Origin of the sequence: Halosegnis longus (assembly GCF_009663395.1) — an archaeon.
Taxonomy (GTDB): domain Archaea; phylum Halobacteriota; class Halobacteria; order Halobacteriales; family Haloarculaceae; genus Halosegnis; species Halosegnis longus.
Genome location: NZ_QKNW01000001.1, coordinates 1,177,258 through 1,202,298, shown reverse-complemented (window position 1 = coordinate 1,202,298; position 25,041 = coordinate 1,177,258). Strand labels below are relative to the sequence as shown.

Annotated in this window: 26 protein-coding genes, 1 tRNA gene and 1 pseudogene; 7 read left to right on the top strand and 21 right to left on the bottom strand. The window is 67.6% G+C overall.

Translation table 11 applies throughout. The annotated features are described in order from the left end of the window. Nucleotides 1–91 precede the first annotated feature (91 nt). The 6 genes and pseudogenes from DM818_RS15365 to DM818_RS06505 all read right to left on the bottom strand — a co-directional run. Nucleotides 92–508, bottom strand: a pseudogene (locus DM818_RS15365) (NusA-like transcription termination signal-binding factor); the annotation flags it as partial. Between the two features lie 73 nt (nucleotides 509–581). Then, entirely contained in the window at nucleotides 582–1,778 is a 1,197-nt protein-coding gene (gene rpoA2 / locus DM818_RS06525) for a DNA-directed RNA polymerase subunit A'' (RefSeq protein WP_075937526.1), read from the bottom strand. Then, nucleotides 1,771–4,728: a DNA-directed RNA polymerase subunit A' gene (locus DM818_RS06520; RefSeq protein ID WP_153952453.1), complete on the bottom strand. Its 2,958-nt coding sequence runs from the start codon at nucleotides 4,726–4,728 to the stop codon at nucleotides 1,771–1,773. Before DM818_RS06520 ends, rpoA2 begins: the two co-directional genes overlap by 8 nt. 3 nt (nucleotides 4,729–4,731) lie before the next feature. Next, nucleotides 4,732–6,558 (bottom strand): DNA-directed RNA polymerase subunit B, encoded by a 1,827-nt coding sequence (gene rpoB, locus DM818_RS06515; RefSeq protein ID WP_075937528.1) that lies wholly within the window; start codon nucleotides 6,556–6,558, stop codon nucleotides 4,732–4,734. Nucleotide 6,559: 1 nt separating this feature from the next. Next, the gene (locus DM818_RS06510) at nucleotides 6,560–8,122 is read right to left on the bottom strand and encodes a DNA-directed RNA polymerase subunit B'' (RefSeq protein WP_075937530.1); all 1,563 of its coding nucleotides are present in this window, start codon (nucleotides 8,120–8,122) and stop codon (nucleotides 6,560–6,562) included. A gap of 1 nt (nucleotide 8,123) precedes the next feature. After that, complete coding sequence (locus tag DM818_RS06505) at nucleotides 8,124–8,351, bottom strand: DNA-directed RNA polymerase subunit H (RefSeq protein ID WP_075937532.1); 228 nt, start codon at nucleotides 8,349–8,351, stop codon at nucleotides 8,124–8,126. A gap of 240 nt (nucleotides 8,352–8,591) precedes the next feature. On the opposite strand from DM818_RS06505, the gene DM818_RS06500 reads away from it, so the two are divergent. Further along, nucleotides 8,592–8,664, top strand: a tRNA-Asp gene (locus tag DM818_RS06500). A gap of 266 nt (nucleotides 8,665–8,930) precedes the next feature. After that, a complete protein-coding gene (locus tag DM818_RS06495) occupies nucleotides 8,931–9,500 on the top strand; it encodes a HalX domain-containing protein (protein WP_075937533.1) in 570 nt (189 codons plus the stop codon). Here DM818_RS06495 and DM818_RS06490 read toward each other — a convergent pair. The 3 genes from DM818_RS06490 to DM818_RS06480 are packed head-to-tail and all read right to left on the bottom strand — an operon-like array spanning nucleotide 9,486 to nucleotide 11,247. Continuing rightward, entirely contained in the window at nucleotides 9,486–9,845 is a 360-nt protein-coding gene (locus tag DM818_RS06490; protein WP_075937534.1) for a fluoride efflux transporter FluC, read from the bottom strand. The two genes, DM818_RS06495 and DM818_RS06490, sit on opposite strands and share 15 nt — an antisense overlap. Then, complete coding sequence (locus DM818_RS06485; RefSeq protein WP_075937535.1) at nucleotides 9,833–10,198, bottom strand: CrcB family protein; 366 nt, start codon at nucleotides 10,196–10,198, stop codon at nucleotides 9,833–9,835. Before DM818_RS06485 ends, DM818_RS06490 begins: the two co-directional genes overlap by 13 nt. A 20-nt stretch (nucleotides 10,199–10,218) precedes the next feature. After that, on the bottom strand, nucleotides 10,219–11,247 hold the full coding sequence (locus DM818_RS06480; RefSeq protein ID WP_233571903.1) for an ATP-binding protein: 1,029 nt from the start codon (nucleotides 11,245–11,247) through the stop codon (nucleotides 10,219–10,221). Between the two features lie 48 nt (nucleotides 11,248–11,295). On the opposite strand from DM818_RS06480, the gene DM818_RS06475 reads away from it, so the two are divergent. Beyond that, complete coding sequence (locus DM818_RS06475) at nucleotides 11,296–11,739, top strand: DUF7382 domain-containing protein (protein WP_075937537.1); 444 nt, start codon at nucleotides 11,296–11,298, stop codon at nucleotides 11,737–11,739. Here the strand turns inward: DM818_RS06475 and DM818_RS06470 are convergent. The 9 genes from DM818_RS06470 to DM818_RS06430 form a co-directional block, all read right to left on the bottom strand. Beyond that, on the bottom strand, nucleotides 11,726–13,237 hold the full coding sequence (locus tag DM818_RS06470) for a lipopolysaccharide biosynthesis protein (protein WP_075937538.1): 1,512 nt from the start codon (nucleotides 13,235–13,237) through the stop codon (nucleotides 11,726–11,728). The two genes, DM818_RS06475 and DM818_RS06470, sit on opposite strands and share 14 nt — an antisense overlap. 43 nt (nucleotides 13,238–13,280) lie before the next feature. Beyond that, nucleotides 13,281–13,574 carry a hypothetical protein gene (locus DM818_RS06465; RefSeq protein ID WP_075938436.1) on the bottom strand — a complete coding sequence of 98 codons (294 nt, stop codon included), beginning with the start codon at nucleotides 13,572–13,574 and terminating at the stop codon, nucleotides 13,281–13,283. Nucleotides 13,575–13,635: 61 nt separating this feature from the next. After that, the gene (locus DM818_RS06460; protein WP_075937540.1) at nucleotides 13,636–14,376 is read right to left on the bottom strand and encodes a protein-L-isoaspartate O-methyltransferase family protein; all 741 of its coding nucleotides are present in this window, start codon (nucleotides 14,374–14,376) and stop codon (nucleotides 13,636–13,638) included. 22 nt (nucleotides 14,377–14,398) lie between these two features. After that, entirely contained in the window at nucleotides 14,399–15,271 is an 873-nt protein-coding gene (locus DM818_RS06455) for a hypothetical protein (protein WP_075937542.1), read from the bottom strand. Then, nucleotides 15,271–16,305 carry a DNA repair and recombination protein RadA gene (radA, locus tag DM818_RS06450; protein WP_075937544.1) on the bottom strand — a complete coding sequence of 345 codons (1,035 nt, stop codon included), beginning with the start codon at nucleotides 16,303–16,305 and terminating at the stop codon, nucleotides 15,271–15,273. The genes DM818_RS06455 and radA overlap by 1 nt, the downstream gene beginning before the upstream one ends. 114 nt (nucleotides 16,306–16,419) lie before the next feature. Then, the gene (pspAB, locus tag DM818_RS06445) at nucleotides 16,420–17,043 is read right to left on the bottom strand and encodes a PspA-associated protein PspAB (RefSeq protein ID WP_075937545.1); all 624 of its coding nucleotides are present in this window, start codon (nucleotides 17,041–17,043) and stop codon (nucleotides 16,420–16,422) included. Next, the gene (htpX, locus tag DM818_RS06440) at nucleotides 17,043–17,927 is read right to left on the bottom strand and encodes a zinc metalloprotease HtpX (RefSeq protein WP_075937546.1); all 885 of its coding nucleotides are present in this window, start codon (nucleotides 17,925–17,927) and stop codon (nucleotides 17,043–17,045) included. The genes pspAB and htpX overlap by 1 nt, the downstream gene beginning before the upstream one ends. 38 nt (nucleotides 17,928–17,965) lie before the next feature. Then, the gene (locus DM818_RS06435; protein WP_123123584.1) at nucleotides 17,966–19,591 is read right to left on the bottom strand and encodes a gamma-glutamyltransferase family protein; all 1,626 of its coding nucleotides are present in this window, start codon (nucleotides 19,589–19,591) and stop codon (nucleotides 17,966–17,968) included. Nucleotides 19,592–19,690: 99 nt separating this feature from the next. Then, nucleotides 19,691–20,527 carry a hypothetical protein gene (locus tag DM818_RS06430; RefSeq protein WP_075937548.1) on the bottom strand — a complete coding sequence of 279 codons (837 nt, stop codon included), beginning with the start codon at nucleotides 20,525–20,527 and terminating at the stop codon, nucleotides 19,691–19,693. A gap of 50 nt (nucleotides 20,528–20,577) precedes the next feature. On the opposite strand from DM818_RS06430, the gene DM818_RS06425 reads away from it, so the two are divergent. Together DM818_RS06425 and DM818_RS06420 are read left to right on the top strand one after the other, a co-directional pair. Further along, nucleotides 20,578–21,255, top strand: a complete 678-nt coding sequence (locus DM818_RS06425; RefSeq protein WP_075937549.1) for a lipoyl protein ligase domain-containing protein — start codon at nucleotides 20,578–20,580, stop codon at nucleotides 21,253–21,255. A gap of 35 nt (nucleotides 21,256–21,290) precedes the next feature. Further along, nucleotides 21,291–22,556, top strand: coding sequence for a dihydroorotase (locus DM818_RS06420; RefSeq protein ID WP_075937550.1), 1,266 nt, complete (start codon nucleotides 21,291–21,293; stop codon nucleotides 22,554–22,556). Here DM818_RS06420 and DM818_RS06415 read toward each other — a convergent pair. Together DM818_RS06415 and DM818_RS06410 are read right to left on the bottom strand one after the other, a co-directional pair. Then, entirely contained in the window at nucleotides 22,548–23,093 is a 546-nt protein-coding gene (locus DM818_RS06415) for a GNAT family N-acetyltransferase (RefSeq protein ID WP_075937551.1), read from the bottom strand. The genes DM818_RS06420 and DM818_RS06415 overlap by 9 nt on opposite strands. After that, nucleotides 23,090–23,458: a universal stress protein gene (locus DM818_RS06410; protein WP_075937552.1), complete on the bottom strand. Its 369-nt coding sequence runs from the start codon at nucleotides 23,456–23,458 to the stop codon at nucleotides 23,090–23,092. Before DM818_RS06410 ends, DM818_RS06415 begins: the two co-directional genes overlap by 4 nt. 81 nt (nucleotides 23,459–23,539) lie before the next feature. Here DM818_RS06410 and DM818_RS06405 point away from each other — a divergent pair, with 81 nt between their 5' ends. Beyond that, nucleotides 23,540–23,878: an SHOCT domain-containing protein gene (locus DM818_RS06405; RefSeq protein ID WP_075937553.1), complete on the top strand. Its 339-nt coding sequence runs from the start codon at nucleotides 23,540–23,542 to the stop codon at nucleotides 23,876–23,878. A 51-nt stretch (nucleotides 23,879–23,929) separates the two neighbouring features. Beyond that, nucleotides 23,930–24,541, top strand: a complete 612-nt coding sequence (locus DM818_RS06400; RefSeq protein WP_075937554.1) for a DUF5806 family protein — start codon at nucleotides 23,930–23,932, stop codon at nucleotides 24,539–24,541. On the opposite strand, the gene DM818_RS06395 is transcribed toward DM818_RS06400, so the two are convergent. Next, nucleotides 24,538–25,026, bottom strand: coding sequence for a DUF7529 family protein (locus DM818_RS06395; RefSeq protein ID WP_075937555.1), 489 nt, complete (start codon nucleotides 25,024–25,026; stop codon nucleotides 24,538–24,540). The genes DM818_RS06400 and DM818_RS06395 overlap by 4 nt on opposite strands. Nucleotides 25,027–25,041: the final 15 nt, after the last annotated feature.

Below are 25,041 nucleotides of genomic sequence, written 5' to 3'. Positions count from 1 at the left end.
CGAGTCGCTCGTCGCGCGTGTCAAAGAGCGCGTCCGCCGGCTCGACGCCCGTCACGTCGGCGACCGTGTCGAGTACGGAGTCGGGTTCGGGGACGAGTTCGATGGCGTCGATGTCGAAGTGGCGGTCCGCGAGGTCGGTCGCCGTCCGGATGTTCTGGCCGTCTCGCCCGATGGCCGCCCCGAAGTCGGCGGTGTTCACCTCCGCGTACGCGACGGTCTCGCCCTCGCGGTCGCGCACGGTCACGTCGTAGACCGCCGCGGGCCGGAGCGCGTTCGCCACGAACGTCCCGGGGTCGTCGGCGTCTTCAACGAGTTCGACCCGCTTGTTGACGCGGTCTTCGATGCGCGCGACCGTCCGCCCCTGCGGGCCGATTGCGTCGGCCATCTCACCCGGCGCGACGACGAACACGACGCGCTCGTCGTCGACGAGACAGTCCCGGACCGTCGCCCCGGACTCCTCCTCGATGAAGCCGATGAGCTGGCGCGCCTCGTCGGAGAGCCGTATCACAGTTTAGATTGAAGCGCACGCACAAAAACGGTATCGCGCGGCTGGTGTCATCCGCGAAGAAAGACGGGGCGTCTCAGTCGTCCGCGCTGGTCGGTGCGCTCCCGCCCATCCGCAGGTCTACGTCGCCGGTGCCGAGTTTGATCGGCTTGCCGACGATGACGTTCTCCGTCACGCCGTCGAGGTCGTCGACCTCGCCGTGGATGGCCGCATCGAGCAGGTGGTTCACCGTCACCTCGAACGCTGCGCGGGCGAGCACGGAGTCCTTGTTGCCGGAGATGCCGTGGCGGCCGATGGACTCGATTTCGCCGTTGTTCGTCATGATGTCGGCCACGAGCATCAGGTGGCGGATGTTCACGTTGTCCAGCCCCTGCTCTTCGAGCGTGTCGCGCGTCTCGTTGATGATGGCCTCACGCGCCGCCTCGATGCCGAGGTTGCGGTGAATCTCGTGGATGTTGTTACACGTCGTCCGGCTGCTGTCGACGCCGTCGATTTTCAGCGCCTTGCCAAAGGCCGACCCCTCGGTGTGGAGGATGAACTCCTCGTCGCCGGACTCGACTTCCTCCTTCCGGATGACGACGCGTGACACGTCGTCGATACCCTTGAACACGATGTCGCGAAGCTCCTCGACCAGCTGGAGCAGTTCGCGGTAGGACGGCTCGTCGGGACCGAACTCGATGGTCGTCGGCTCCGGACGCGTCGTCTCGACGCCGAGATTCGACTCGATGGTGCCTGCGACCTCGTCGACGATCTCGCCGAGGTCGTCGTAGGTGGGCCACCGCTCGCGCAGCGTCTCCTCGTTGAGGTCGACGCTCACGAGCATATCCGCGACGTTCGTGGACACGTCACCGAGCGCGAGAATCCGCGTCGCCTCGATGTTCCAGACGACCTCGTGGGCCTTCTCGCGGTCGTGAGCGTGCTCCTCGTCGAGATACACGTGCATCACCGGGGTGTCCGGCGTCTTCCGGGCGTCCACCAGCTCGATGAGCCGTGGCAGCCCGGAGGTCACGTCGATCTCTGCGACGCCCGCGTAGTGGAACGTGTTCATCGTCATCTGCGTTCCCGGCTCACCGATGGACTGTGCCGAGACCGTCCCGACGGGGTCGAGCGGGTCGAGGCGGGTGGCGAGATACCGCGACTCGACGGCCGTCGCGATGTCTTCCGCCTCCTCGACGCTGGCGTTGTGTTCCTCGACCGCGTCGTACACCTCCTCGCGGAGCCGCTTCGGGAGTTCCGTCTCCTGGACGACCGCCTTGATGTCGGCGTCAGTCATCCGACTCCACCTCCGGGCTGTTCGCGCCGGTGCGCCAGGTGTCCTGGTGCTCCGAGAGGTTCGTCTGGAGCGTGTCGCCTTTGAGGAACGACTCGCGTTCCGTCTCGTCGGAGAACTCCGCGTTCATCACGCGGGCCGCGATGTCGTCCACGTCGATCGGGTTCTCCTCGTCGTGGGCGACCTGCGTCGTCGAGGTGCCGTCCTCGCCGAACTCGAACTGGACGACCGTGTCCGAGGTGTCCCGGACCGTGCCGTCGTACTGCGATTCCAGCTCCGAGAGCGCGTTGATGAGCCGGCGCTGGAGGTAGCCGGACTTCGAGGTGCGGACTGCCGTGTCCACGAGGCCCTCGCGGCCACCCATCGCGTGGAAGAAGAACTCCTGTGGGTTGAGCCCCTGCCGGTACGACGACTCCACGAAGCCGTGGGCGTCCGCCGAGAGGTCGTCCTTCTTGTAGTGGCTGAGGGTGCGGTCCTCGTAGCCGCGATTGATGCGTTCGCCACGCACTGCCTGCTGGCCGACGCAGGCCGACATCTGCGTGAGGTTCAGCATCGACGCACGCGCACCCGAGCGGGCCATCACGACCGCGGGGTTGTCCTCGTCGAGCCGCTCGTCGGCGATGTCACCCGCCGAGTCGCGTGCGCGCCCGAGCGTCTGCATGATCTTCATCTCCAGCGTCTCGTCGGTCGTCCGGCCGGGCAGCGATTCGAGTTCGCCCGCCTCGTACGTCTCGATGAGTTCCTGGACCCGTTCGTAGGCGCTGTCGATTGCCTCCTGGATGCGGGTTTCGGCCTCGTCGTCGACCGACTCGTCGTCGATACTGACGGAGATACCGAAGTGCATAATCGAACGCATCGCGAGCGTGGCCACCTCGTTGATGAACACGCGCGAGCGGGTGTTCCCGTACACCTTCGTGATGGTGTCGACGATTTCGCCGCCGAACTCGCCGACCTCGTCCTCGGCGATGGTCCCCGCCACGAGCTGGCCGTCCTCGATGACGACCGGCTCGCCGAGCGTCCCCTCGAACTCCATGTTGAGGTCCTCGGGCAACAGCTCCGAGAAGACGGAGCGACCGGTCCAGTACTCGACACCGTCCTCGTCGGTGCCGTCCGGCTCCGGAAGCCCGTCGACGCTCGTCGCGCGCAACAGGTCGAGCGCCTGCGTCTCGTTGAACCGTGGGTTGTCGTGGGTGAGCAGATACATCCCCGAGATGTGGTCCTGAATCGCGCCGATGATGTTCTCACCGAAGCGCGGGGAGAGAATCTGCTCTTGCACGCGCATGAGGACGCGCGCTTCCGCACGCGCCTCCTCGTTCTGGAGGGCGTGCATGTTCATCTCGTCGCCGTCGAAGTCAGCGTTGTACGGCGGACAGACGACGGTGTTGAGCCGGAACGTCTTGTACGGCATCACCACGACCTCGTGGGCCATGATGGACATCCGGTGGAGCGACGGCTGTCGGTTGAAGATGACGATGTCACCGTCGATGAGGTGTCGCGACACCTCCCAGCCGGGGTCGACCTTTTCGGCCAGCTCCTCGCAGTTCTTTTCGGTCACCTTCAGCCGGCGACCGTCCGGACGGCGCACGTAGTTCGCACCCGGGTGCGTCTCCGGCCCGTTGGCGACGTAGCGGCGCGCGTCCTGCAGATTCCGCGCGTTCACGTTCATCGTCTGGGTCATCTCGCTCGCGACCCGGTCGGGGACGCCGACCTCGTTGAGCGAGAGCGTCGGGTCCGGACTGATGACGGTACGGGCCGAGAAGTTCACGCGCTTGCCCGAAAGGGAGCCACGGAAGCGCCCCTCCTTCCCCTTGAGCCGCTGGGAGAGGGTCTTGAGCGGGCGACCCGACCGGTGGCGTGCCGGCGGCGTCCCCGAAATCTCGTTGTCCATGAACGTCGTGACGTGGTACTGGAGCAGCTCCCAGAGGTCCTCGATGATCAGCTGTGGGGCACCCGCCTCGCGATTCTCCATGAATCGCTGATTGATACGGATGATGTCCACCAGCTTGTGGGTGAGGTCGTCCTCGGAGCGCTGGCCGTTGTCGAGCGTAATCGACGGCCGTGCGGTCACCGGCGGCACCGGCAGCACGGTCAGGATAATCCACTCCGGACGGGACTTCTCGGCGTCGATGCCGAGCGTCTCGATGTCGTAGTCCGGGATGTCCTCGAACCAGTCGCGGATGTCAGAGGGCATCAGCTTGTTCATGTCCTCCTCGGTGAGGTCCACGTCGAGTGCTTTCTCCAGCGCCTCGCGGTCCTCCTTCGTCGGGCGGAACTCACCGGAGAGGATGTCCTGAATGCGGGAGGTGTCGATACCCGTCTCCTCTGCGAGGTCCGTCGGCCCCATCGGCTCGCGGTCGACCTCGCCTTCCTCCTCGTCGCCGACCGGACGGCCTTCCATCGCGGCGGCGATGCGCTCGGAGTACTCGGCCGATAGCACGTCCTGCACCTCGTAGTAGGTGGTCGGCTTCTCGTGTTGGATGTCGTACTGCTTTTCGCCACAGTGCGGGCAGTTCGACGCCTTGCGGGCGCGGCGAATCGCGGCCTTCGTCACGTCGCCGAGGTCCTCGCCCAGACTCCGCGTCTTGTCGAGTCGGTCGCGGAACTCGTCGGCCTCGTCCTCGGTGAGGAGGAGTCGCGAGCACTCGCGACACGTCCCGCGGAGGAGTCGGCGGATGAGCTTCTGGAAGCCGACGTGGATGACCGGCGCGGCCAGCTCGATGTGGCCGAAGTGGCCGTTACACGACCCCGAGTGTTGCCCGCAGGTCTTACACTCGAGTCCGGGGTCGATGACGCCCAGTCGCGGGTCCATCAGCCCCATGTCGATGGGGAAGCCGTCGTCGTCGTAGGTGTCGGCCGTGATGACCTTCGTGGCCGACATCTCGCGGTACTCCTCGGGGTCCATCAGCCCGAAGCTGAGTGACCCAATCTGTTTGGGTGCTTCTCCTGTGCTCATGATTCAGACCGCCTCCGTGAGTTCAATCCGCGGCGCGATACCCAGCGCCTTCATCTCATCGAGCAGGAGCTTGAAAGCGTAGCTCATCTCGACTTCGTGAACGTCCGTCTCCTCGTCGCAGTTCGGGCAGTAGACCCGCCGTTGCTCGACGTTCTCCACCGCGCTCATCCCACAGTTACCGCAGACGTGGATGAACTCGCGGTCGGACTCATCGAGCAGGCGCTCTTTCAGCGCCATCGCCGCGCCGTGCCCGATGAGCACGTCCCGCTCCATCTCGCCGACGCGAAGCCCACCCTCGCGGGCGCGCCCCTCGGTCGGCTGTCGCGTGAGCACCTGCACCGGCCCACGCGAGCGGGCGTGAATCTTGTTCGACACCATGTGGTAGAGCTTCTGATAGAAGATGACGCCGACGAAGATCTCGGCCTCGATCTTCTCGCCCGTCACGCCGGAGTACATGACCTCCTTCCCGTTGGACTTGAAGCCGTCCTCGACGAGCGTGTCCCGGAGGTCTTCCTCGTCCTCGCCGGTGAAGGCGGTGCCGTCGACACGGCGACCTTCCAGCGAGCCGACCTTGCCGCCGATCATCTCGAGGATGTGGCCGACGGTCATCCGCGACGGCAGCGCGTGCGGATTCAGGATGAGGTCGGGCACGACGCCGTCCTGCGTGAACGGCATATCCTCCTGCGGGGCGATGTGGCCGACGACGCCCTTCTGGCCGTGGCGGGACGCGAACTTGTCCCCGAGTTCGGGGATTCGCTCGTCGCGCACCGAGACCTTCGAGAGCTTCGAGCCGTCTTCACCCTCCATCAGGGTCACGGTGTCGACGACGCCGGACTCGCCCGACCGCATCGTGACGGAGGTCTCACGCCGCTTCTGGGGTGAGAGTCCGCCCATGTCGTCCGGCTCTTCGAGGAACCGCGGGGGCGAGGTCTTGCCGAGCAGCACGTCGTTCTCGCCGACCTGCGTCTCGGGGTTGACGAGCCCGTCGTCGTCGAGGTGCGTGTACGCCTCCTCGCCGCGCGCGCCGCGCACGTCCTCGTCCGGGCGCTCGAAGCGGTCCTCCTGACCGCCGGGGTAGCGGCGCTCTTCGCCCTCGTAGGTGCGGAAGAAGTGCGAGCGCGCGAGCGCGCGATCCACGGAGCCGCCGTTGAGGACGAGCGCGTCCTCGATGTTGAACCCCTCGTAGGACATGACCGCGACGACGAAGTTCTGTGCGGCGGGGCGGTCGTCGTAGCCGATCTGTTCGGTCGTCTGGGTCTTGACCAGCGACAGCTGCGGGTAATGCAGGAGGTGCTGGCGCGTGTCCGGACGGATTCGGTAGTTCGCCGACGGCAGCCCGAGCGACTGCTTGATCATCCCCGACCCCATCGTAATGCGGGGCGAGGCGTTGTGTTCCGGATACGGAATCATCCCGGCACCGATACCGAAGATGAGCTGCGGGTCGACTTCGAGGTGGGTGTGGTCGTCGGTGACCTCGTCACCCTCGACGGCGACGAGGATGTCCTCTTCCTCCTCGGCGTCGATGTACTCGATGTAGCCGCGGTCGACGAGGTCGTCGAAGTCGAGTTCGCCGTTCTCGACGGCTTCGAGTTCCTCGTCGGAGACGAGCGGCTCACCGTTCTCGACGACGAACAGCGGTCGTCGGGCACGGCCGGCGTCGGCGTTGATGATGACCTCGTTCGTGTCCTCCTTGACGGAGACGTTGACCATCTCGGAGACCTCGCCGCGGCGGCGGGCCTCTCTGACGTTGTTCGCGAGTTCGTGCGGCTGCGGGTGGGTCCCGATAAGCGACCCGTTGACGTACACCTTGGATTCTCTCTGGCTACTCATGTTAGTCGTCTGCGGGGGCCTCCACGGTCTCGATGCCGGGGATGCCGTTTACGCCCATGGAGGCGAGTTCTCGCTTCAGTTCTCGTTCGTCCTCGACGTTCTGTGACAGCTCCATCGCCTGCGCGAAGTTCTTCACGAGCCCACAGTTCGGCCCCTCCGGCGTCTCGGAGGGACAGATGCGACCCCACTGGGTCGCGTGGAGGTCACGCGCCTCGAAGTGGGGCTGGGACCGCGACAGCGGCGAGCGGAGCCGGCGCAGGTGCGACAGCACACCCATGTAGTCGGTGCGGTCCACCAGCTGCGAGACCCCCGAGCGGCCACCCACCCAGTTCCCGGTCGCAATCGGGTGTTCGAGCCGCTCGGTCAACACGTCCGAGCGGACGACCGTCGACACCGAGAGCTGCCGGTTTCGCATGTTCGCGCGTTCGAGCTGGTACTTCACGTCGCGTGCCAGCTTGTTCAAGGCGGTGCGGAACAGGTCCTTCATCAGGTCGCCCGACACCTTCAGCCGCTTGTTGGCGTAGTGGTCCTTGTCGTCGGATTCACGCCGACCGAGCGCGAGTTCGAAACACGCCTCGGCCATCCGACAGAGGTAGACGGCCTTGTTCATCCGGACCTCCTCGTCCTCGATGCCCTCCTCGTGGAGATGCGGGAGGAGGTAGCGGTCGATGACGTAGTTGGCGCGCTTGAGCTGGTAGTTTTTCCCCTGTCCGGAGGCGACGCGCTGGCCGAGCGTCTCGATTGCCTCGTTGGTGGAGCCGACCTCGGCGGCCTCCAGGTTCTCCAGCATGAACTTCACAATCTCGGGGTCGTCGCTCACGCGGTGGACGATCTCCTCGTCGGATTCGAGTCCGAGCGCGCGAACGAGCGTGACGAAGTCGATAGAGCCGGACACCGATGGGAACGACACTTCGAGCAGCCCCTCACGATTACGCTCACACAGCACGAGCGCGCGGTAGCCGCGCCGTTGGGAGAACGTCTTCGCGACCTGAATCTCGTCGCCGTACTTCGTGTCGTACTCGGCGAGAATCTTGTTGGGCGCGAGGTCCTCGCTCGTCATCAGCACGCGCTCGGAGCCGTTGACGATGAAGTAGCCGCCGGGGTCGGCGGGGTCTTCGCCGATTTCGATGAGCTCCTCGTCGGAGAAGTCGTGGATATTACACTTCGAGGAGCCGACCATAATCGGCATCCGACCGATTTTGGTCTCGGCGGTGTCGACGACCTGTTCCGGCTCTTCCTCGCCGCCGCGGACGATGTCCATCTCCATGAACACCGGGGCGGAGTAGGTGATGTTGCGGAGACGCGCCTCCTGCGGGTAGAGCAGTTCCTCGGAGCCGTCGGCCTCACGGACGCGCGGCGTTTCGACGCGCACGTCGGCGAGGTCGACGCGGACCGGCTCCTGTCCCTCCTTGTCGCCGATGTCCGTCTCGATGGACTCCTTCTCGTCGACGACACGCTGCATGCCGCGCTCGAGGAAGGAGTTGAACGAGCGGAAGTGGTGTTCGGCGAGTCGGTCACGGGAGAAGTACTCTCTTGAGACGGCGCGGCGTTTCTGTCTGTCCATGTTACTGAATCACCAGTCGGTAGACGACGGCTTGGTCCGTCGTCCGGGAGTCGCGCACGATTTCGAGCACGTCACCGACCTCTGCTTGGTCGGGAACGGCGGCGTCGGTGCGTTTGATTTTCGGTAAGTCTGTGCGGTCGATATTGTACTCGTCGAGCACGTCGTCGAGCTCCGAATCGGAGACAACCCTGTGCTCTGGAACGAGGTCGTGTTGGCTTACATCTACCATGTGTGGCTGAGGCCCGCTGGGAGAAGTTCTGAGATACTACAGCGAGGTATTATCCACCAGCACAAAGCACTTTCGGAACGCGCACGAGACGGCTACCGCTCACCGACCGAGCGACCATACATCCCGAAGGTGCGTGATGGTACAAGACTCTTGTGTCCGTGCGGTGTGTAACCACACGCACGGCCGCGTCGTCGGTTGGAAAGTCTTATACATACCACCGGGCTACGAGAAGATGCGTCGGCCCGGGTGGTGTAGTGGCCCATCATACGACCCTGTCACGGTCGTGACGCGGGTTCAAATCCCGCCTCGGGCGCTTTCTCCGAACGCTAACTTCCGGAGTGGGTTCGCCGTTGATTCGAACCCCGTCAGTCGCGCACGGCACACCGTCACGCTCTCGGGGGTCCCGGGAGGATTTATACACGAGTGGTGACTGGTCGGTGGGCCGCTGTGTTGCGGTTCGGGGAGTTAACCCTGTGCATCCAGGCTATACATTCATATGTCAACAGTGCGCCCAAAACCTCATGCATCCCCGGCGTTGATGTGGTGCTGTGAACCGTAGTCGTAGCCGGGGGAGTCATCGTGAGTGACGGTCAGCCGACGGTGTTGATCGTCGACGACGAGCCCGACCTCGCCGACCTGTACGCCGCGTGGCTGGCCGACAGCTACGACGTTCGGACGGCCTACGGCGGCGACGACGGCATCGACGCCGCCGACGAGGACGTGGACGTTGCGCTCATCGACCGGCTGATGCCCGACACCTCCGGCGACGAGGTGTTGAGTGCCATCCGAGCGGCCGGATACGGCTGTCGCGTCGCGATGGTGACCGCCGTCGAGCCGGATTTCGATATCATCGAGATGGGCTTCGACGACTATCTCGTGAAGCCGGTCCGGCGCGAGGAGCTTCGCGAGGCCGTCGAACAGCTGCTCTCCCGGTCGGAGTACGACGCCCAACTGCGGGAGTACTACGCGCTCGTCTCGAAGCGCGCCGCGCTGGAAACGCAAAAGAGCGAGCGCGAACTCGAAGAGAGCGAGGCGTACGCGGAGCTGTGTGAGGACATAGAAGAACTGAGCGTGAAGCTCGACGAGACGACGGCGGACTTCACCACCGAGGACTTCGAGCGGGCGCTCCAGGAGCTAGAAGACAACTGAGCCGCCCCATCCCCCGACCGCGACGCCGACGGCTGCGAGCGCGAACGTGCCGACCGCGTTCACCGCGGCCGCCCGGCCGAACCCGTCTTCTGCGAGCCGGACCGTCTCGAACGCGAACGACGAGAACGTCGTGAACGCGCCACAGAACCCGGTTCCCGCGAGCGCGACCGCCGATTCGCCCAGCGGCGCGGCGAGCACGAATCCGAGGAGGAGACTACCGAGCACGTTCACGACGAGCGTGTCGACCCGTGCGCGCCCGATGTGCTCGTCGACCACGTGTCGACAGACGGCACCGACTGCGCCGCCGACAGCGACGAGCAGCGGCGTGAGTGTCACGCCGACCACCCCGCGACGCGACGGCCGGCGAGGACGGCGAGGAAGCCGAGCGCGTAGTTCGCAGCGAGATTCAGTCCCGCGAGCGCCGGGGCGAGCGCGACCGTTTCGGCGGCGAACGTCGAGTACGTCGTGAACGACGAGAGGAATCCGGTGCCGGCGACCAGCCGGGTGCGCGCGGCGACCGCGTTCCGGAACCGCCGGTCGTACAGCAGAACGCCAAGCAGGAACGCGCCGAGGACGTTCACAGCGAGCGTTCCGACTGGGAAGGCGGGACCGGCGAGCGCGACGCCGACGCCCCACCGACAGACGGCACCGAGCGCACCGCCGACGGCGACGAGCGCGAGCGTCGGGTTCCTCTCCATACCGGGGTCGCGCGGGCGACCTACTCGTATCCGTCGGTTCCGAGGGTAGGTGCCGTTCCGCCGTGTGGGGTCGTGCGCTCGCTGACCCGGACGCTGTGGGCGCGCTCGGTGGCGTCGTCGAAGACGAGCAGGTCACCGACGCCGGCAGGAATCCGGGTCTCGACGGACCCGTCGACGTAGTCGCCGCGTGCGCCCGCGACGGCGGCCGTATCCGCGCGGCCGGTGAGCCGGTGGGTCGCTAACAGGTCGGCCTGCGAGATGGCCGTCTCGGGGAGCGCGTTGGGGCGCTGGGTCGCGAGCACGAGCGAGACGCCGGGGGCACGTCCCCGAGTGAGGAGTGTATCCAGCGCGGGCGCGGCGACGCCATCGAGGAAGACGTGCGCCTCGTCCACGAGCAGCCACGGCAACGGCCCCTCGCCCGCGAGTCGGCGCTCGTACAACCCGGTCGCGACCGCGCGAACGACGGCGTTCGCCGCGCGGTCGGAGACGCCGGCGAGGTCGAGGACGGTCGGGTCCGTCGGCTGGCGGATGCCCTCGGGCGCGAACACCCCCCACGAGGCCGCACGGGCGAGGTGGTTCGCCGCGACCCGGCGCGTGTGGCGGGCCCCCTCGTCGTCGACGTACGCGCGCATCTCGGCGAGCGTCGAACGCTCGCTCGCGGCCGTCCAGACGAGCGCGCCGGCCGCCTCCGTCGGGTCGAGCCCGACGAGCCGCGGCCACTCCCGAGGCGGAATCGCCGCAGGGGAGACGCGCGGCTCACGCACAGCGGCGCCGAGTGCGTCGAGTCCGGCGAAGCCACCCATCGGGTCCGCGACCACGGGGACGATCCCGTCGACCGCACAGAGCCCCTCGGCGAGCAGCCCGAGCGTGTTCGACTTCCCGCTCCCCCGTTTCCCGACCAGACACATCGCGTGTGGCCGGGCACAGTCGAGCGTCACGTCTCCCCCGTGGCTCCCGTCGCGGGCGATATACTGCCCGAGTGGGAGTTTCGGTCCGTCGCCGTCCGTGCGGCCGATGGTCGCCACGCCGGTCGTGGCGCGGTATCTCACTTCAAGTCGGGGACGACAGCTTATGACGGATGACGGGCCACCGACCCCGTGTTCGACATACTCGACGACGAGCGGGCTATCGAGGGGTTACCGATTCGGCTGGTCATCGCGCTGGTGGTCGGCGTGGCGTCGCTGTCCGTGATGATGAACATGATTTCGGGGATCTCGGCCATCGGCGTGAGCGAACTCGACGTACGGCCGGAGCCGGAGGTCGCGACGCTCGGCGAGACGGAGACGGTGTCGGTCGCGGTCGTCGGCCCGGACGGAGGCCGCGTCTCGGGCGCGACGGTCATCGCGCGCGGCGACTCCGCGATGCTCGACGGCGTGGCGACGGCGACTACCAACGAGTCGGGGAGGGCAACGCTCGACATCGACCCGTCGCTGGGAGAAAATCAGGCCGACGGCACCGTCTCCTTCGAGGTGAAGCCGCCGGCGAACGCCGAGTACGTCGACCGCAGAGAGAACACCGCGCTGCTCGTCATCCGGGAGTGACCGACCGGTAGCGGTCGGCGAGTGCACCGACGAGCCGGCGCTCTGCGGGGGCAAATCCGAGCCACAACAGGACGCCCGCATAGACGGCGAGTCCGACGACCGTCGCCCCGACCGCACCGCCCAGTCCGGGAACGAGCCGGTGGCCGACCAGCGTCACCGCGGCGAGCGGGACGGCCGCGGCGACGGGTTTGAGGTGGGCGACCGTGAGCGGCTGGAGGTCCTCGAGCCACCAGAGCACGACCACTTCGAGGACGTTGTTGAGCGAGAGCATGAGCAGGTACACCCCGACGACGCCCGCGAGCCCGTACTGGCGGGTGAGCGGAATCGAGACGACGACCAGTCCGGCGGTGATGGCGGTGTTGACGAGGAACATCGCGCGCTGGTGGTCGGTCATCATGAGGAGGATGCCGACGCTGCCGGCGGCACAGGCGATCCACTGCGCGAGGATGAACGCCGGCAGGAGGGGTGCGTGCTCGACGAACGCCGGTCCGAACAGCCCCATCACCTCGCGCCGGAAGACGACCACCGGCACCGCGAGTCCGGTGACGCCGACGAGTACGAGCCGGCTGGTCGCGTGATACAGCTTCGCGAGCGCCTCGTGGTGGTCGCCGCCGTACAGCGTGGCCGCGACGGGGGGCATCAGCTGATTGATGCCGAACAGGGGGAGCCGGACGAGCATCCCGACGAGTTCCCCGACCGCGAACACCGCGCCCGCGGTGCTGGTGAGAAAGACCGCGATGAGCGGATAAAAGCCGAGCCGCTGGACGGTCGTCGCAATCGAACTCGCGAACAGCGGCGCGGTGTAGCGGAGGTAGCGTCCGCGAAGCGAACTGGCCGTCGGCCCGCGATACCGGGGGCGCAGTCCGCGCTCGCGAGCGAGCCAGGCGAGCGCGGCGGTTCCGCCGAGCGCCGCGGCGACGAGCACGCCGACTGCGACCGCGAGCAGGCTATCGAGCCAGAGCCCGACGCCCGCGGCGAGCAGCTGGAGCGTCGGGAAGCCGAGCCGGAGGGTGAGGTTCATCGGCGTAATCTCCTCTAGGCTCTGGAGCAGACTCCCCACGACGGAGAGCCACACCGTCGCCGGCAGTCCGAGCGCGAAGACGCGCAGATACAGCTCGAACTCAGCTCCTTTGGCCGTGAGCCGGCCGATTTCGGGCACGGCGAGATACAGTGCGACACCGAAGACGGTGGCGGCCGCGAGCGCGAGCGTGAGCGCGAACGTCGCCACGATGTCGCGGTCGGCGTCGGTGTCGGTGTTCGGAACGTACCGGCTCAGCCCGGTGGTGAAGCTGCGGGTGAGCGAGCGCAGGAATCGCTGGATGCGCCGCGCGAGCACGAACAGCCCGTACCCGCCGGCCGAGAAGCCGTTGGTCAGGACGGCGGTGAACGCGAGCGCGAGCAGTCGCTGGGCGAGCGTGCTGGGAATCGAGACGACTGCCCCGTGTGCCACGCGTTCGAGGGCGTCGGCGAGTCGCTCGTCGGGGTCGTCGTCGGGCACATCTCACCCGGAGAGGGTGGCGGAGAAAAGCGCGACGATGAGGCTAAACGGAGCCGTCGGCGATGCGGTCGAAGACCGCAGGGTCGGCCCAGAGTTCACGCAGCGTCGCGGCAGCCAGAAACCGGGTCGGGGCGGCGACCCACTCGGTCGTCGCCTCGGCGTCCGGCGCGGGCGAGTCGGCCGCCTCGAACCACCACGCGAGATAGCCGCCGTCGGCGAGTTCCGCCGTCGGATACAGCCGTCCGTCGACGGCCACGTCGAGCCGCGACTCGCCGACGACCGCGGGGCGAGGGTCGCCGGGGTCGGCGACCGTCACCTCGATTTCGGTGTCGGTCACGCGGACGCCTCCATGGCCCACCCGTCACTCTCGATGTACAAAAAGCCGCGTCGGACACGCGTCAGTAGCGGTCCCAGTCGATCCACTCCTGCTCCCAGCCGTTCCTTCGATTCGCGGCCTGCCGGCTGCGCTCGTGTTCCTCGCGAGACGTGCGATTCCGTTCGAGCGTGGTCGCCTGCTCACCCTCGACGAGCATCGGGGCAAAGGCGACCGTGCCGAGTCGCTCGCGGCGCTCGCCGTCGCCGTCGACGACCGTGAGCGTCTGATTTCCACCTCCCAGCGGGAGCACGAGTCGACCCGATTCAGACAGTTGTGCGAGCAGCCGTTTCGGCGGACGAATGGCGGCCGCCTCAACGAGGATGTGGTCGTAGGGGGCGTAGGCGGGAAGCCCGTCCGCGCCGTCGGCACAGTCCACGAGCACCTCACCGTAGCCCGCCTTCCGGAGATTCGACCGGGCCTCATAGACGAGCCTGCGGTCGATGTCGATGGCGTGGACGTGTCGGCCCCCGGCGAGTTCGGCGAGCACGGCCGCCGTGTAGCCGACGCCGACCCCGACGACGAGCACCGACTCGCCCGGGTCCGGGGCGACGGCCTCGAACAGTCGGGCGGCGTCGGAGGGAGCGAGCACGCGCGTGCCGAACTGCTCGGCCGCGCGGTCGGCGTACGTGAGTACGTCGTCGGGGACGAACGGCTCGCGTGGAACCGTCCGCATCGCGCTTGCGACGGCGTCGCTGGCGATGACGGCCTTCGCCTCGTGTTCGAGGCTATCGACCATATCCGCCCGCAGCAGCTCCGCGTCCATGGCTCAAAATCGGGGGCCGATGCTATTGAACCCGACGCCCGACGAGGGCGACGGTCTCCGTCCCGGGAATTTCGGCGAGCGCGCAGTCGAGATTCGCGTCGGTAAACAGCGACCGCAGCGCCGACTCGGGTCGGACGCGACCGCCGTCTCGGAGCCGGTGTTCCACGTCAAGTAGTGCGCCGTCGGCCGACCGGTCGCGCACTGGTTCGATACAGACGACCGTCGACGCAGCCTCGCCGGCGGCCGCGAGCCACCGGCGAGCGCGCTCGTCGTCCGACCGCGCGAGCAGCCCCGCCGCGAAGACGAGATCCGTCTGCGGGACGGTGTCGTACCCCCCTGTTTCGAGTCGAACGTCGGTCGGCGCGAGCAGCGGTGTGACCCGGTCGCCACGGGCGGGCGATTCCAGAACCGTCGCGTCGTAGCCGCGAGCGGCGAACTCGCGGGCGTGGCGGCCGGGGCCGTCGCGGAGACAGACGACGTGCTCGGCGTCGGGTACGGCGCGGACGGCGGCAGTGACGGCCGCCCGAACGGTCTGGTCGTCGCGCGCCCACTGCTCGCCGAGCCGGTTCACGCGGGCGCGCTCGGGGTCGGTGTCGTGGTCGGTCCACGCGTCGATGGTGTCGAGTGTCGCCGGCAGCGAGCCGACGGAGCGCACGTCAGTCTTGGTGAGAAAGCCGAGCAGGCGGTTCGTCGGCTCGTACTCGTCGCCCACGCGTTCGAGGAAGCCACGGGCTGCAAGCGCCGTGGTGACCGCCTCGGCGACCGCCGGGTCGGTGTCCGTCGCGTCGGCGACCGCCTCGGGCGTGCCGGCGTCGGTCGTCAGGGCGTCGAGGATGCCCCGGCGACGGGCGAACGCGAGCAGGAGCAGTTCGCGCGTCGACGCGTCGAGGGGCACTACTCGGGCTTGATACCCGCGTTCTCGACGCGCATGACGGACTCGCCGTCGGCCAGGTTCGGCGCGTCGACGAGCTTGACGATGCGCTTGTTCCCCTTCGACTTCTTCAGGTACATCCGGAACGTCGACTTGTGACCGAGGATGTTGCCGCCGATGGGCTTGGTGGGGTCGCCGAAGAAGGCGTCCGGGTTCGACTGCACCTGGTTCGTGACGACCACGGCGGCGTTGTAGAGGTTGCCGACGCGGTCGAGGCTGTGGAGGTGTTTGTTCAGCTTCTGCTGGCGGTTGGCGAGCTCACCGCGGCCGACGTACTCGGCGCGGAAGTGGGCCGTGAGCGAGTCGACACACAGCAGCCGGACGGGGTAGTCGTCGTCCTCGTGTTCCTTCGCGATTTCCAGCGACTTCTCGGCGAGGAGGATCTGGTGGTTGGAGTTGAACGCCTTCGCGACGTGAATCTTCGCGAGTACGTCGTCCACGAGCGCCTCCATGGCCTCGTCGTCGCCGGCGCTCCCCTCGATGTCTCGGTACTCGAGTTCGGAGTCGATGACCTCGTCGTCGAGTCCTCGAACCATCTCGTCGATGCGCTCGGGCCGGAAGGTGTCCTCCGTGTCGATGAAGATACAGCGACCGTGGAGGCCGCCGTTCTCGGCCTGTAGCTGGACGTTCACCGCGAGCTGGTGGGTGATCTGGGACTTGCCGGAGCCGAACTCGCCGTACACCTCGGTGATCGACTGGGTCTCGACGCCGCCGCCGAGCATCTCGTCGATTTCGGGGATGAGCCACTGGAGCTTGCCGATTTCCTCGCGGCGCTCGAGCACGCTCGTCCCGGTCTCGAAGCCGCCGATGTCGGCGGCCTCGCGGGCGGCGTTGATGATGTCGGACGCCGACGACTCGCCCACGTCGGCCTTGTTCGAGAGCTCACTCGGGGAAGCGACGGCGATGGACTGATAGGAGTCGTAGCCGTTGTCCTGGAGCTTGTCGGCGGTAGCCGGGCCGACACCCGGGAGGTCTTCGAGGTCCTGTGTTGCGGACATACCAATCGGTTGTGCGTCCGGGGATATAAACCCACGTTAACAGCGTACTGAAAGTGAAATCAGCAGACGGAAACGTAGTCGTTCGTGGCGGATACGTACGTTTAGGTAGGAGTCCTACTCGCCGGGTTCGAGCGGGCGACCCCACGGACGGGCGTCGCCTTCGGGCCACATCGGATACCAGTACTCCTTGTCCTCCTCGATGGTGAGCTCCGAGCCGAGGACGGATTCGAGTTTGAACTCCGTGCTGGAGTCGTGGTTTCGGTCGCCGGTCGGGACGAACGGGTAGTAGCTCCCCCGGCGGAAGGAGTAGAGCCAGTAGGCGACGGTGTTGTCCCGCTCGAAGGGGAACGCCGCCGCGAGCAGCCGGGAGCCGAAGCCGGACTCCTGCATCGTGTCGGCGGCGAAGTGAACGCTCGTCACGAGGTCCTCGAACTCCGTGTCGGCGAGGACGACCCAGTCGTAGCCGTGGGCGTCGGTGCGGAACTCGAAGACGGTGCCCGTCTCCGACTCGCCGGCGTCGAGGACGGCCGCCACCTCGTCGCGCGCATCGGTGAAGGCCGTCGAGTCCACCCCCGAAAAGCAGAGCGCGGCCTCGTCTGCCGGAGCGAAGTCGAGTTGCGCCTCCATCGTCACGGCGGCCGTCGAGAGGTCAAACAGCGCCTCGGGGTCGCCCTCGCGGGTCGCGTCGGCCTCGGCGGCGACGCCGAGCGCCTGTTTGACAGAGTCGAACAGCCCCATTATTGCGTTTCCATCTCGCGTTCCAGTTCACGGAGCCGCTCGACGCGCTTGTCCGTCGAGGGGTGTGTCGAGAACAGCCGACCAATCGCCCCGGCCTTGATGGGGATGATGAAGAACGCGTTCATCTCCGACTGCTCGCGGAGGTCGTCGTTCGGCACGCTGTCCATCTTCCCGCTAATCTTGAGCAGGGCGGACGCGAGCGCCGAGGGCTTGCCCGTGATGGCCGCGCCGCCGCGGTCGGCCGCGAACTCGCGGTAGCGCGAGAGCGCCCGAATCAGCAGGAACGACAGAATCCAGACGACCAGCGACGCGATGATGGCGACGAAGACGGGAGCCTGATTCCCGCCCTCGCGGTTGCCGCCGCCCGCGAACAGCCACCCCCACCGGACGATGAGGAAGGCAATCGTCGAGAGGAACGACGCGATGGTCATCACCATCACGTCGCGGTTCTTGACGTGGGCGAGTTCGTGGGCGATCACGCCCTCCAGCTCCTCCTCGGAGAGGGTGTCCATGATGCCCGTCGTGACACAGACCGCGCTGTTGGACTGTGAGCGGCCCGTCGCGAACGCGTTCGGAACCCGCGAGTCGGCGACGGCCACCTTCGGCTTCGGGAGGTCTGCCTGCTGTGCGAGTCGGCCGATGGTCGCGTGTAGCTGCGGATACTCGTCGTCCGAGACCTCGCGTGCCCCCATCGAGTACAGCGCCAGCTTGTCCGAGAAGAAGAACTGTGCGCCCATGAACAGCACCATCAGCCCCAAGAAGAGCTGTGCGCTTCCGCTGAAGAACGTCGTGATGACGACCGCGAATACGAGATACAGCGCGAACAGGAGGAACATGGTGAACCCCATGCGCGCCCGCAGTCCCCAATCTGTCTTCCACTCCATACTCTCACTTAGCGTGGAGATGTATAGACCTTCCCGGCTTACCGGCCGACGGCGTTTCCGTCCTTTCGTGGCTCCGTCGCGCCCGACAGGACGCCGTCGGCGTTGCGGCGCACGAACTGCGCGCCGCCGAACTGAATCGGCGGCAACACGGCGAGGTCGTGACCCCGGCGCAAGAGCCCGTTTTGCGTCTCGGTCGGGAACCGCGCTTCGACGGCCAGCCGGCCGTCCTCGCGGTAGCGCCAGCGCGGCCGGTCGAGCGCCTGCTGTGGCGTCAGCCCGTCGTCCACGAGGCTCGTCACGGTCTGGAGATGCCCCTGTGGCTGCATGAATCCGCCCATCACGCCGAAGGCCGCCCAGTCCTCCTCCTCCTCAGTGTCGGGTGCGAAGTCGATAAGCCCCGGAATCAGGGTGTGGAACGGGCGCTTGCCCGGTTCGAACCGGTTCGGGTGGTCGTCGTCCAGCGAGAAGGAGGCCCCGCGGTTCTGGAGTGCGATGCCCGTGTCGCCGGCGACCAGCCCGGAGCCGAAGCCCGCGAACCGGGAGTTGATGTACGACACCACGTTCCCCTCGTCGTCGGCCACACACAGGAGGACGGTGTCGGCGTCCTCGCCCGTCCGTTGCATGAACTCCACGTCGCCGGCCGTCTCCTCCACGTCGCTCGCGCGCTCGCTCGCCCACTCGGCGCTGTTGAGCGGCGGCAGCTCCTCGTAGTCGGGGTCGGTGATGTAGCGGTGGCCGTCGTGGAACGCCCGCTTGAGCGCCTCCACGAACAGGTGGACGCGCTCGGTCCCCTCGGCCTCGCTCGCGCCCAGTTCGCTGGCGATGTTGAGCGCCTCCAACACGATGAGTCCCTGATTGTTCGGCGGGAGTTCGTACACCTCGGTCCCGTTGTAGCTAGTCGAGACGGGGTCGGGAAACTCCGGTTCGAACTCTGTGAGGTCGTCCATCGTGAGGAAGCCGCCGGCCTCCTGCACCTCTTCGACGATTTGCTCGCCGATTTCGCCCTCGTAGACGGCGTCTGCGCCCTCCTCGGCGATGGTTTCGAGCGTCGCGCCGAGGGCGTCGAGAGTGACGTGTTCGCCCGCCTCCGGGGCGCGTTCACCGTCTACGAGGTAGGCATTGCGGGCGTTCTCGTTGTCGAAGAGGTCCTCGGCGTAGCTCCACGCGTCGGCGATGACCGGCGAGACGGGATACCCCTCCGTCGCGTACCGGATGGCGTGTTGGAGGTTCTCCCCGAGGCTGCGCTCGCCGAACCGCTCGGTCGTCGCCTCCCACCCGCGGGCCGTCCCCGGAACCGTCACGGTCTGGGGACCGAGCATCGGCATCTCGGCTTCGCTGGGGTCCTCGTCCTCGTCGGCCACTGCCTCGCGCACCGTCTGTCGGGTCGCGTTCGCCGGTGCACCGCCACACGAGCGCATCGCCCCCACCTCGCCGTCCGCCGTCCGGTAGAGGGCGAACACGTCACCGCCCAGCCCCGTCGAGGTCGGCTCCACGACGTTGAGCGCGGCCGCGGTCGCGACCGCCGCGTCGAAGGCGTTGCCGCCGGCTTCGAGCGTCTCTAACCCTGCCGTCGCCGCCAGCGGCTGGCTCGTCGCGACCATCCCCTCGCTGCCGTACACGGTCGAGCGGCGCGAGCCGAACCCGTCTACTGCCTCGTTGTCCATACCTCGCGGTAGTTTCCCGCGCGACAAAGAGACCACGGCATCGGAGGGATGCCACATCCAGCGACAGAATCGGCGCGACGACTCGCCACGGTAAGCCGGCTACCCGAGCCGAATCGGGTCGGTCGTCTCGTGGATGGCGACCCGAACCGACTCTCCGACGGCGAAGTCGTGGCCCTCGTGGAAGACGAGCTTCGTCCCGAACTCGATTTGTGACGCGAACAGCGACAGCCCCGTCGCGCGTACCCCGTCGACCGTGACCGCCACGTCGCGCCACGCGATACCGTCCTCGGTCGGCGTCGCGACCTCGGTCCCGAGCAGCGAGAGCGGCCCGGACGGCGACCCGAACGTGCCCGCGCCGGCGTAGTGGGCAAGCCCGCCGTCGAGCGGGACGCCCCCGTCGCTGGCGAGGGCGACGAATCCGTCCCCGCCGGCGGGGGAGTCGAGCCGAACGTGCGTCTCCCCGACCTCGACAATCTCGCCCGTGCCGTCCCACGCGAGCGGCGCAACGTCGCAGCCGACGGTGAGCGGGAGCGACCCCGAGGCCCGATACGGATTCGCGTCGGGCGCCCGGAAGCCGAGGTGGACGTGGTCGTCGACCCACCGACCGAAGAAGCCCGAGCGGACGAGCCGGCCGAGCGAGTCACCGACTGCAACCGTGTCGCCCGCCTCGACGGCGGGGTCGACGTGGAGGATGCGGGCGACGTGCTCGCCGGTGTCGAGCAAAATGAGGTGGTCGGTGTCGACGGCGTACGGCTGCGGGGGACACCGGACGGTCCGGGTGTCGATGACCTCCCCGGCGACCGGCGAGGGCGCTGGCCCGCCGTTGTCACCCGGATAGAGGTCGATTGCACAGCCGCGGTCGTGGGCCGGATACGGTGAGTTGTACCGGGAGAATCGGTCGTAGCGGGAGACCACCGACCCCGGGAGCGTGACCATACCCGAGTGAAGGAGGAGACACCTTTAGCTGTCGCGCTCGTCGGAGGGGTATGCGAATCGTCCGCGGGCGAGCGGCAGACATCGCGGCCGACCGCGCGGTCACGACCGCGCTCCGTGAGGACGTGGCGAGCGACGGCGAGGGCGCAGTGCGAGCGTGGCGACCACACCGACAGCTGGCGTTCGGCCGCCGCGACGCCCGCGCTGACGGCTACGAGCAGGCGCGTGCCGCCGCCCGCGAGCACGGCTATCCGCCACACGAGCGCGACGTGGGCGGCCGCGCGGTCGCGTACACGGGGTCGACGGTCGCCTTTCTCCGTCTCGAACCGCTCGACGACCTCCGGGTCGGGATGGACGACCGCTACGACGCCGCGGTCGCGGACGTACAGCGTGCACTCGAAACAGTGGGGGTGACGGCAGCGCGGGGGGAGCCGCCCGACGCCTTCTGTCCCGGCCAACACTCCCTCTCTTCGGACGGGAAACTCGTCGGCCTCGCACAGCGCGTCTCGAAGGGCGTCGCACAGACCGCCGGTATCGCCGTCGTGCGCGACCACGAGCAAATCGCCACCGTGCTCGGGGCGGTGTACGACGCGCTCGACGTTCCCTTCGACCCCGACAGCGTCGGGAGCGTCGCACGGGCAGGCGGAGACGGCGACCCCGACCGGGTGGCCCGCGCGCTCGAATCGGCGCTCGTCGGCGGCCGCGACGCGACCGTCGAGCGCCTGCGGTAGCCCCATTTTTATCCTCGGCACGCCGGAGTCGAGGTATGCTCTTTCAGGCCGCGACGCTCGCCGACGGACGAGTGCGTGACGTACGGGTCGACGGCGAGACCATCGCCGCCGTCGGCGACCTCACTCCGACCGGCGACGAGCGCGTCGTCGACGCGACGGACAAGCGACTGCTCCCGGGGATGATTGACGCGCACGTCCACTTCCGGGAACCGGGCTACGCGCACAAGGAGACGTGGACGAGCGGGTCGAAGTCGGCCGCGGCCGGCGGCGTCACGACCGTCGTCGACCAGCCGAACACCGACCCGCCGACCGTCGACGGCGAGGCGTTCGACCAGAAGGCCGCCCTCGCGGCCGAGTCGTACGTCGACTACGGCATCAACGGCGGCGTCACCGGGTCGTGGGACCCCGACTCCCTGCTCGCGCGCCCGCTGTTCGCGCTCGGCGAGGTGTTCCTCGCCGACTCGACGGGCGAGATGGGTATCGAGGGCGACCTGTTCGCGGACGCGCTCGTGGCCGCGAGCGAGACCGACACCCGCGTCACGGTCCACGCCGAGGACGCGACCCTCTTCGATGAGTCGGCCCGCGACCGGGACGACGCCGACGCGTGGAGCGCCTACCGGACCGCCGAGGCCGAGGCCGTCGCCGTCGAGCGCGCCTGTGAGACCGCCCGCGAGCACGACACCCAGATTCACGTCGCCCACACCTCCACGCCGGCGGGTATCGACACCGCGGCCGAGGCCGGGATGACCTGCGAGGTGACGCCACACCACCTCTTCTTGTCGCGCGATGACCTCGCCGAGTTGGGCACGCACGGACGGATGAATCCGCCACTCCGGAGCGAACAGCGCCGCGAGGCCGTCTTCGAGCGCGTCGCCGACGGCACCGTCGACATGATTGCGACCGACCACGCGCCACACACCCGCGCCGAGAAGGACACCGACGTCTGGTCGGCTCCCTCCGGTGTGCCGGGCGTCGAGACCGCGCTCCCGCTGTTGCTCGCGGCCGCCGACCGGGGCGAGCTGACGTACGAGCGCGTGCGCGACCTCACGGCGGCGACTCCGGCCGACGTGTTCGGGCTCGACCGGAAGGGAAGAATCGAGGAAGGCAACGACGCCGACCTCGTGCTCGTCGGGACGGAGCCGCGAGCGATTCGCGGCGACGCCCTCCATACGAACTGCGAGTGGACGCCCTTCGAGGGGATGGACGGCGTGTTCCCGTCGCTGACGCTGGTGCGCGGGTCGGTCGTGTACGAGGACGGCGAGTTCGGGTCGCGCGCCGGCGAAAACGTCCGGTCAGCGTAGCTTCGCGCCCATCTCCAGCTCGAAGCTGCCGGTGTCGGACGGCTCGAAGCCGACCTTCTCGTACAGCGCGACGGCGGCGTGGTTCCACCGCTCGACGGTGAGCCACACCCGGTCGATTTCTGCCTCGCGGCCGGCCCCGAGCAGCGCGGTGATGAGCTGTGAGCCGATGCCCGACTCCTGGTACTCCGCGAGGACGAAGATGGCGAGCTCGAACTCGTCGAGTCCCTCCGTCCCCTCGTTGTCATCGAAGTCCGGGACGAGGGTGGCGTGGCCGACGGCGTCGCCGTCGTGCCACGCGATGACGTTGACGCCCTCCTCGGTGACGATGGTGTCGAGCCACTCGCGAATCTGCTCGTCGGTCGTCGGGGGGATCCCCTGGGCGCGGTCGTCGGGGTCGAAGTCGAGATACATCGAGACGAGCGCCGCCATGTCGTCGTCGAAGCGGCGAATCTGGATGTCGCGGCCGGCCTTGTCGGTGAACGAGCGCGGGGGCGGGTCGTACGGTCCGGCGACCTCGTCGGGGTAGATGCGACTCATCGGACCAAGGTGACCGAGACAGTGGCGTTCAACAGGACGAACTCCGCGATGGAGCCGAGCTGGACCTTCCCGAGCGGGCTGGTCTCACCGCCCCCGAGGACGATGAGTTCGTACCCCTCGCGCTCTGCGAACTCGACGAGTTGGCTGCCGGCGTGGCCTTCGAGGATGTGCACGTCGGGGTCGAGCCCGGCGTCGTCGAGTGCCGCGCGTGCGCGCTCGGCGAGGTCGTCGGGGTCGGGGTCGGAGTCGGGGTTCTCGAGGATGGCGACGGTCAGCGAGTCGCCGGCCTCCTGTGCCCGGTCGATTGTCTTATCGAGGGCGCGAAAGGAGTCCTCGCTCCCGCCGATGCCAAGCAGGACGTTCATGGGGTCGGTGACGCCTGGAGGTCTTAAAAGAGTCCCGGCGGTGAGCACGAGCTTTTTGTTCCGAGCTACGGAGACCCAGTTATGGGAGTCGTCTCGAACGCGCGAGAGGACATCGCCGGCGTGACCGTGTTCCTGATTTTGGGTCTCGGCATGACGGCCCTCTTTCTGGGTGTCGAGTGGTTCTGGATTGTCTGGGTCGTCGGCTTCGCCGTCGTCCTGCCGCTCGTCGGGATTCTCACCGACGACGAGGAGGAAGAGGGAGCGGAGACGCCCGAGGACCCGGTCGACCGGCTCAAGCGCCGGTACGCCGACGGCGAACTGACCGACGAGGAGTTCGAACACCGACTCGAACGGCTGATAGAGACCGACGACGAGGCGACCGACTCAATCGAGCGAGAGCTAAACCGCGAGCGTCGATAACTGCGGCGGGCGGGCGACACGCTTTTTCGCCGTCGTACTGGAGTTTCAGCCATGACAGAGACGCCCGAGGAGGAGCCGACGCCGGCGGTCGAACGCGTCGAAGCCGAGCGCGAGGAGCCGGAAGACGCGGACGTGCCCGAGGACGTACAGGAGTACGCCCGCTTTTCGAAGATCGACGGCGCGACCTACGACCGCGCGAACGAGTTCCTGCGCGACCGCACATACATCACCGCCCGCGAGTGGGCCATCGCCCGGCTGTGTGCCGACTTCCGCACCGAGACGGGCGTCGAGATGACGAAAATCGGCGAGAATCTGCCCGAGCTCGTTCCATTCATGACGGACACCTACTCCCCGCAGGCCGTGAACCAGGCGCGGGCCTCCTTCGAGGAGAAGGTGCAGAAGGCCGGTGCAACGTTCCTCTACGGCGCGATGTGTGACTTCTTCACCGCCGAGGAGCTGGACGATCTGATGTACGAGGTGACGGAGGTGGCGAAGTTCCTGCTCGAAGTGGAAGGAGTTGAGCTGACGGTCGACGAGGAACTCGACGCCGAGGACAGAATCTCGGAGGTGATGCGCGAGGTGCGCGACCGGTCTGCCGGCCTGCGCCACGACGAGGTGACGTGTCCCGAGTGCGGCCACGTCCACGAGGTCGGCGACGACTAGTCGTCGAGGGGCGTCTCGGGGAAGACGTACTCGGGTGACTCGAGCAGAAAGGAGACCGGTTCGAGCGCCGTGAGACTCCGGACCCGAATCGGGAGCTCGTCGTGGTCGCGCAACACACCCTCGGCGTCTGCGGTGCGCTCGTAGTACAGCGGGAGGACGACGGCCTGTTCGTCCGACTCGAAGACGACGAGTAAGAGCACGAGACCGTCGCTCTCGGCGCGGGCGACGTGGGTCGGTTCGAACGCGTCGGCGTCGAGCGCGTCGAGGCGGCTGAACGTCTCGTCGTCGACGACGGCCGTGAGCCCGAACTGGTCGGCCGCCGGAACGACGGTCACGTCGGTCGGCTCACAGACGATGGTCTCGCGGTCGAGTTCGGCGGCGACGTCGGCGGCGGTCGCGAGCAGCGACTCCCAGTTTGCCGTGATTCCCTCGACGATGCCCTCGCCGACGACGTACTCGATGTTGGCGGCTGTCGACTCGTCCATACCCGGAGGACGCGC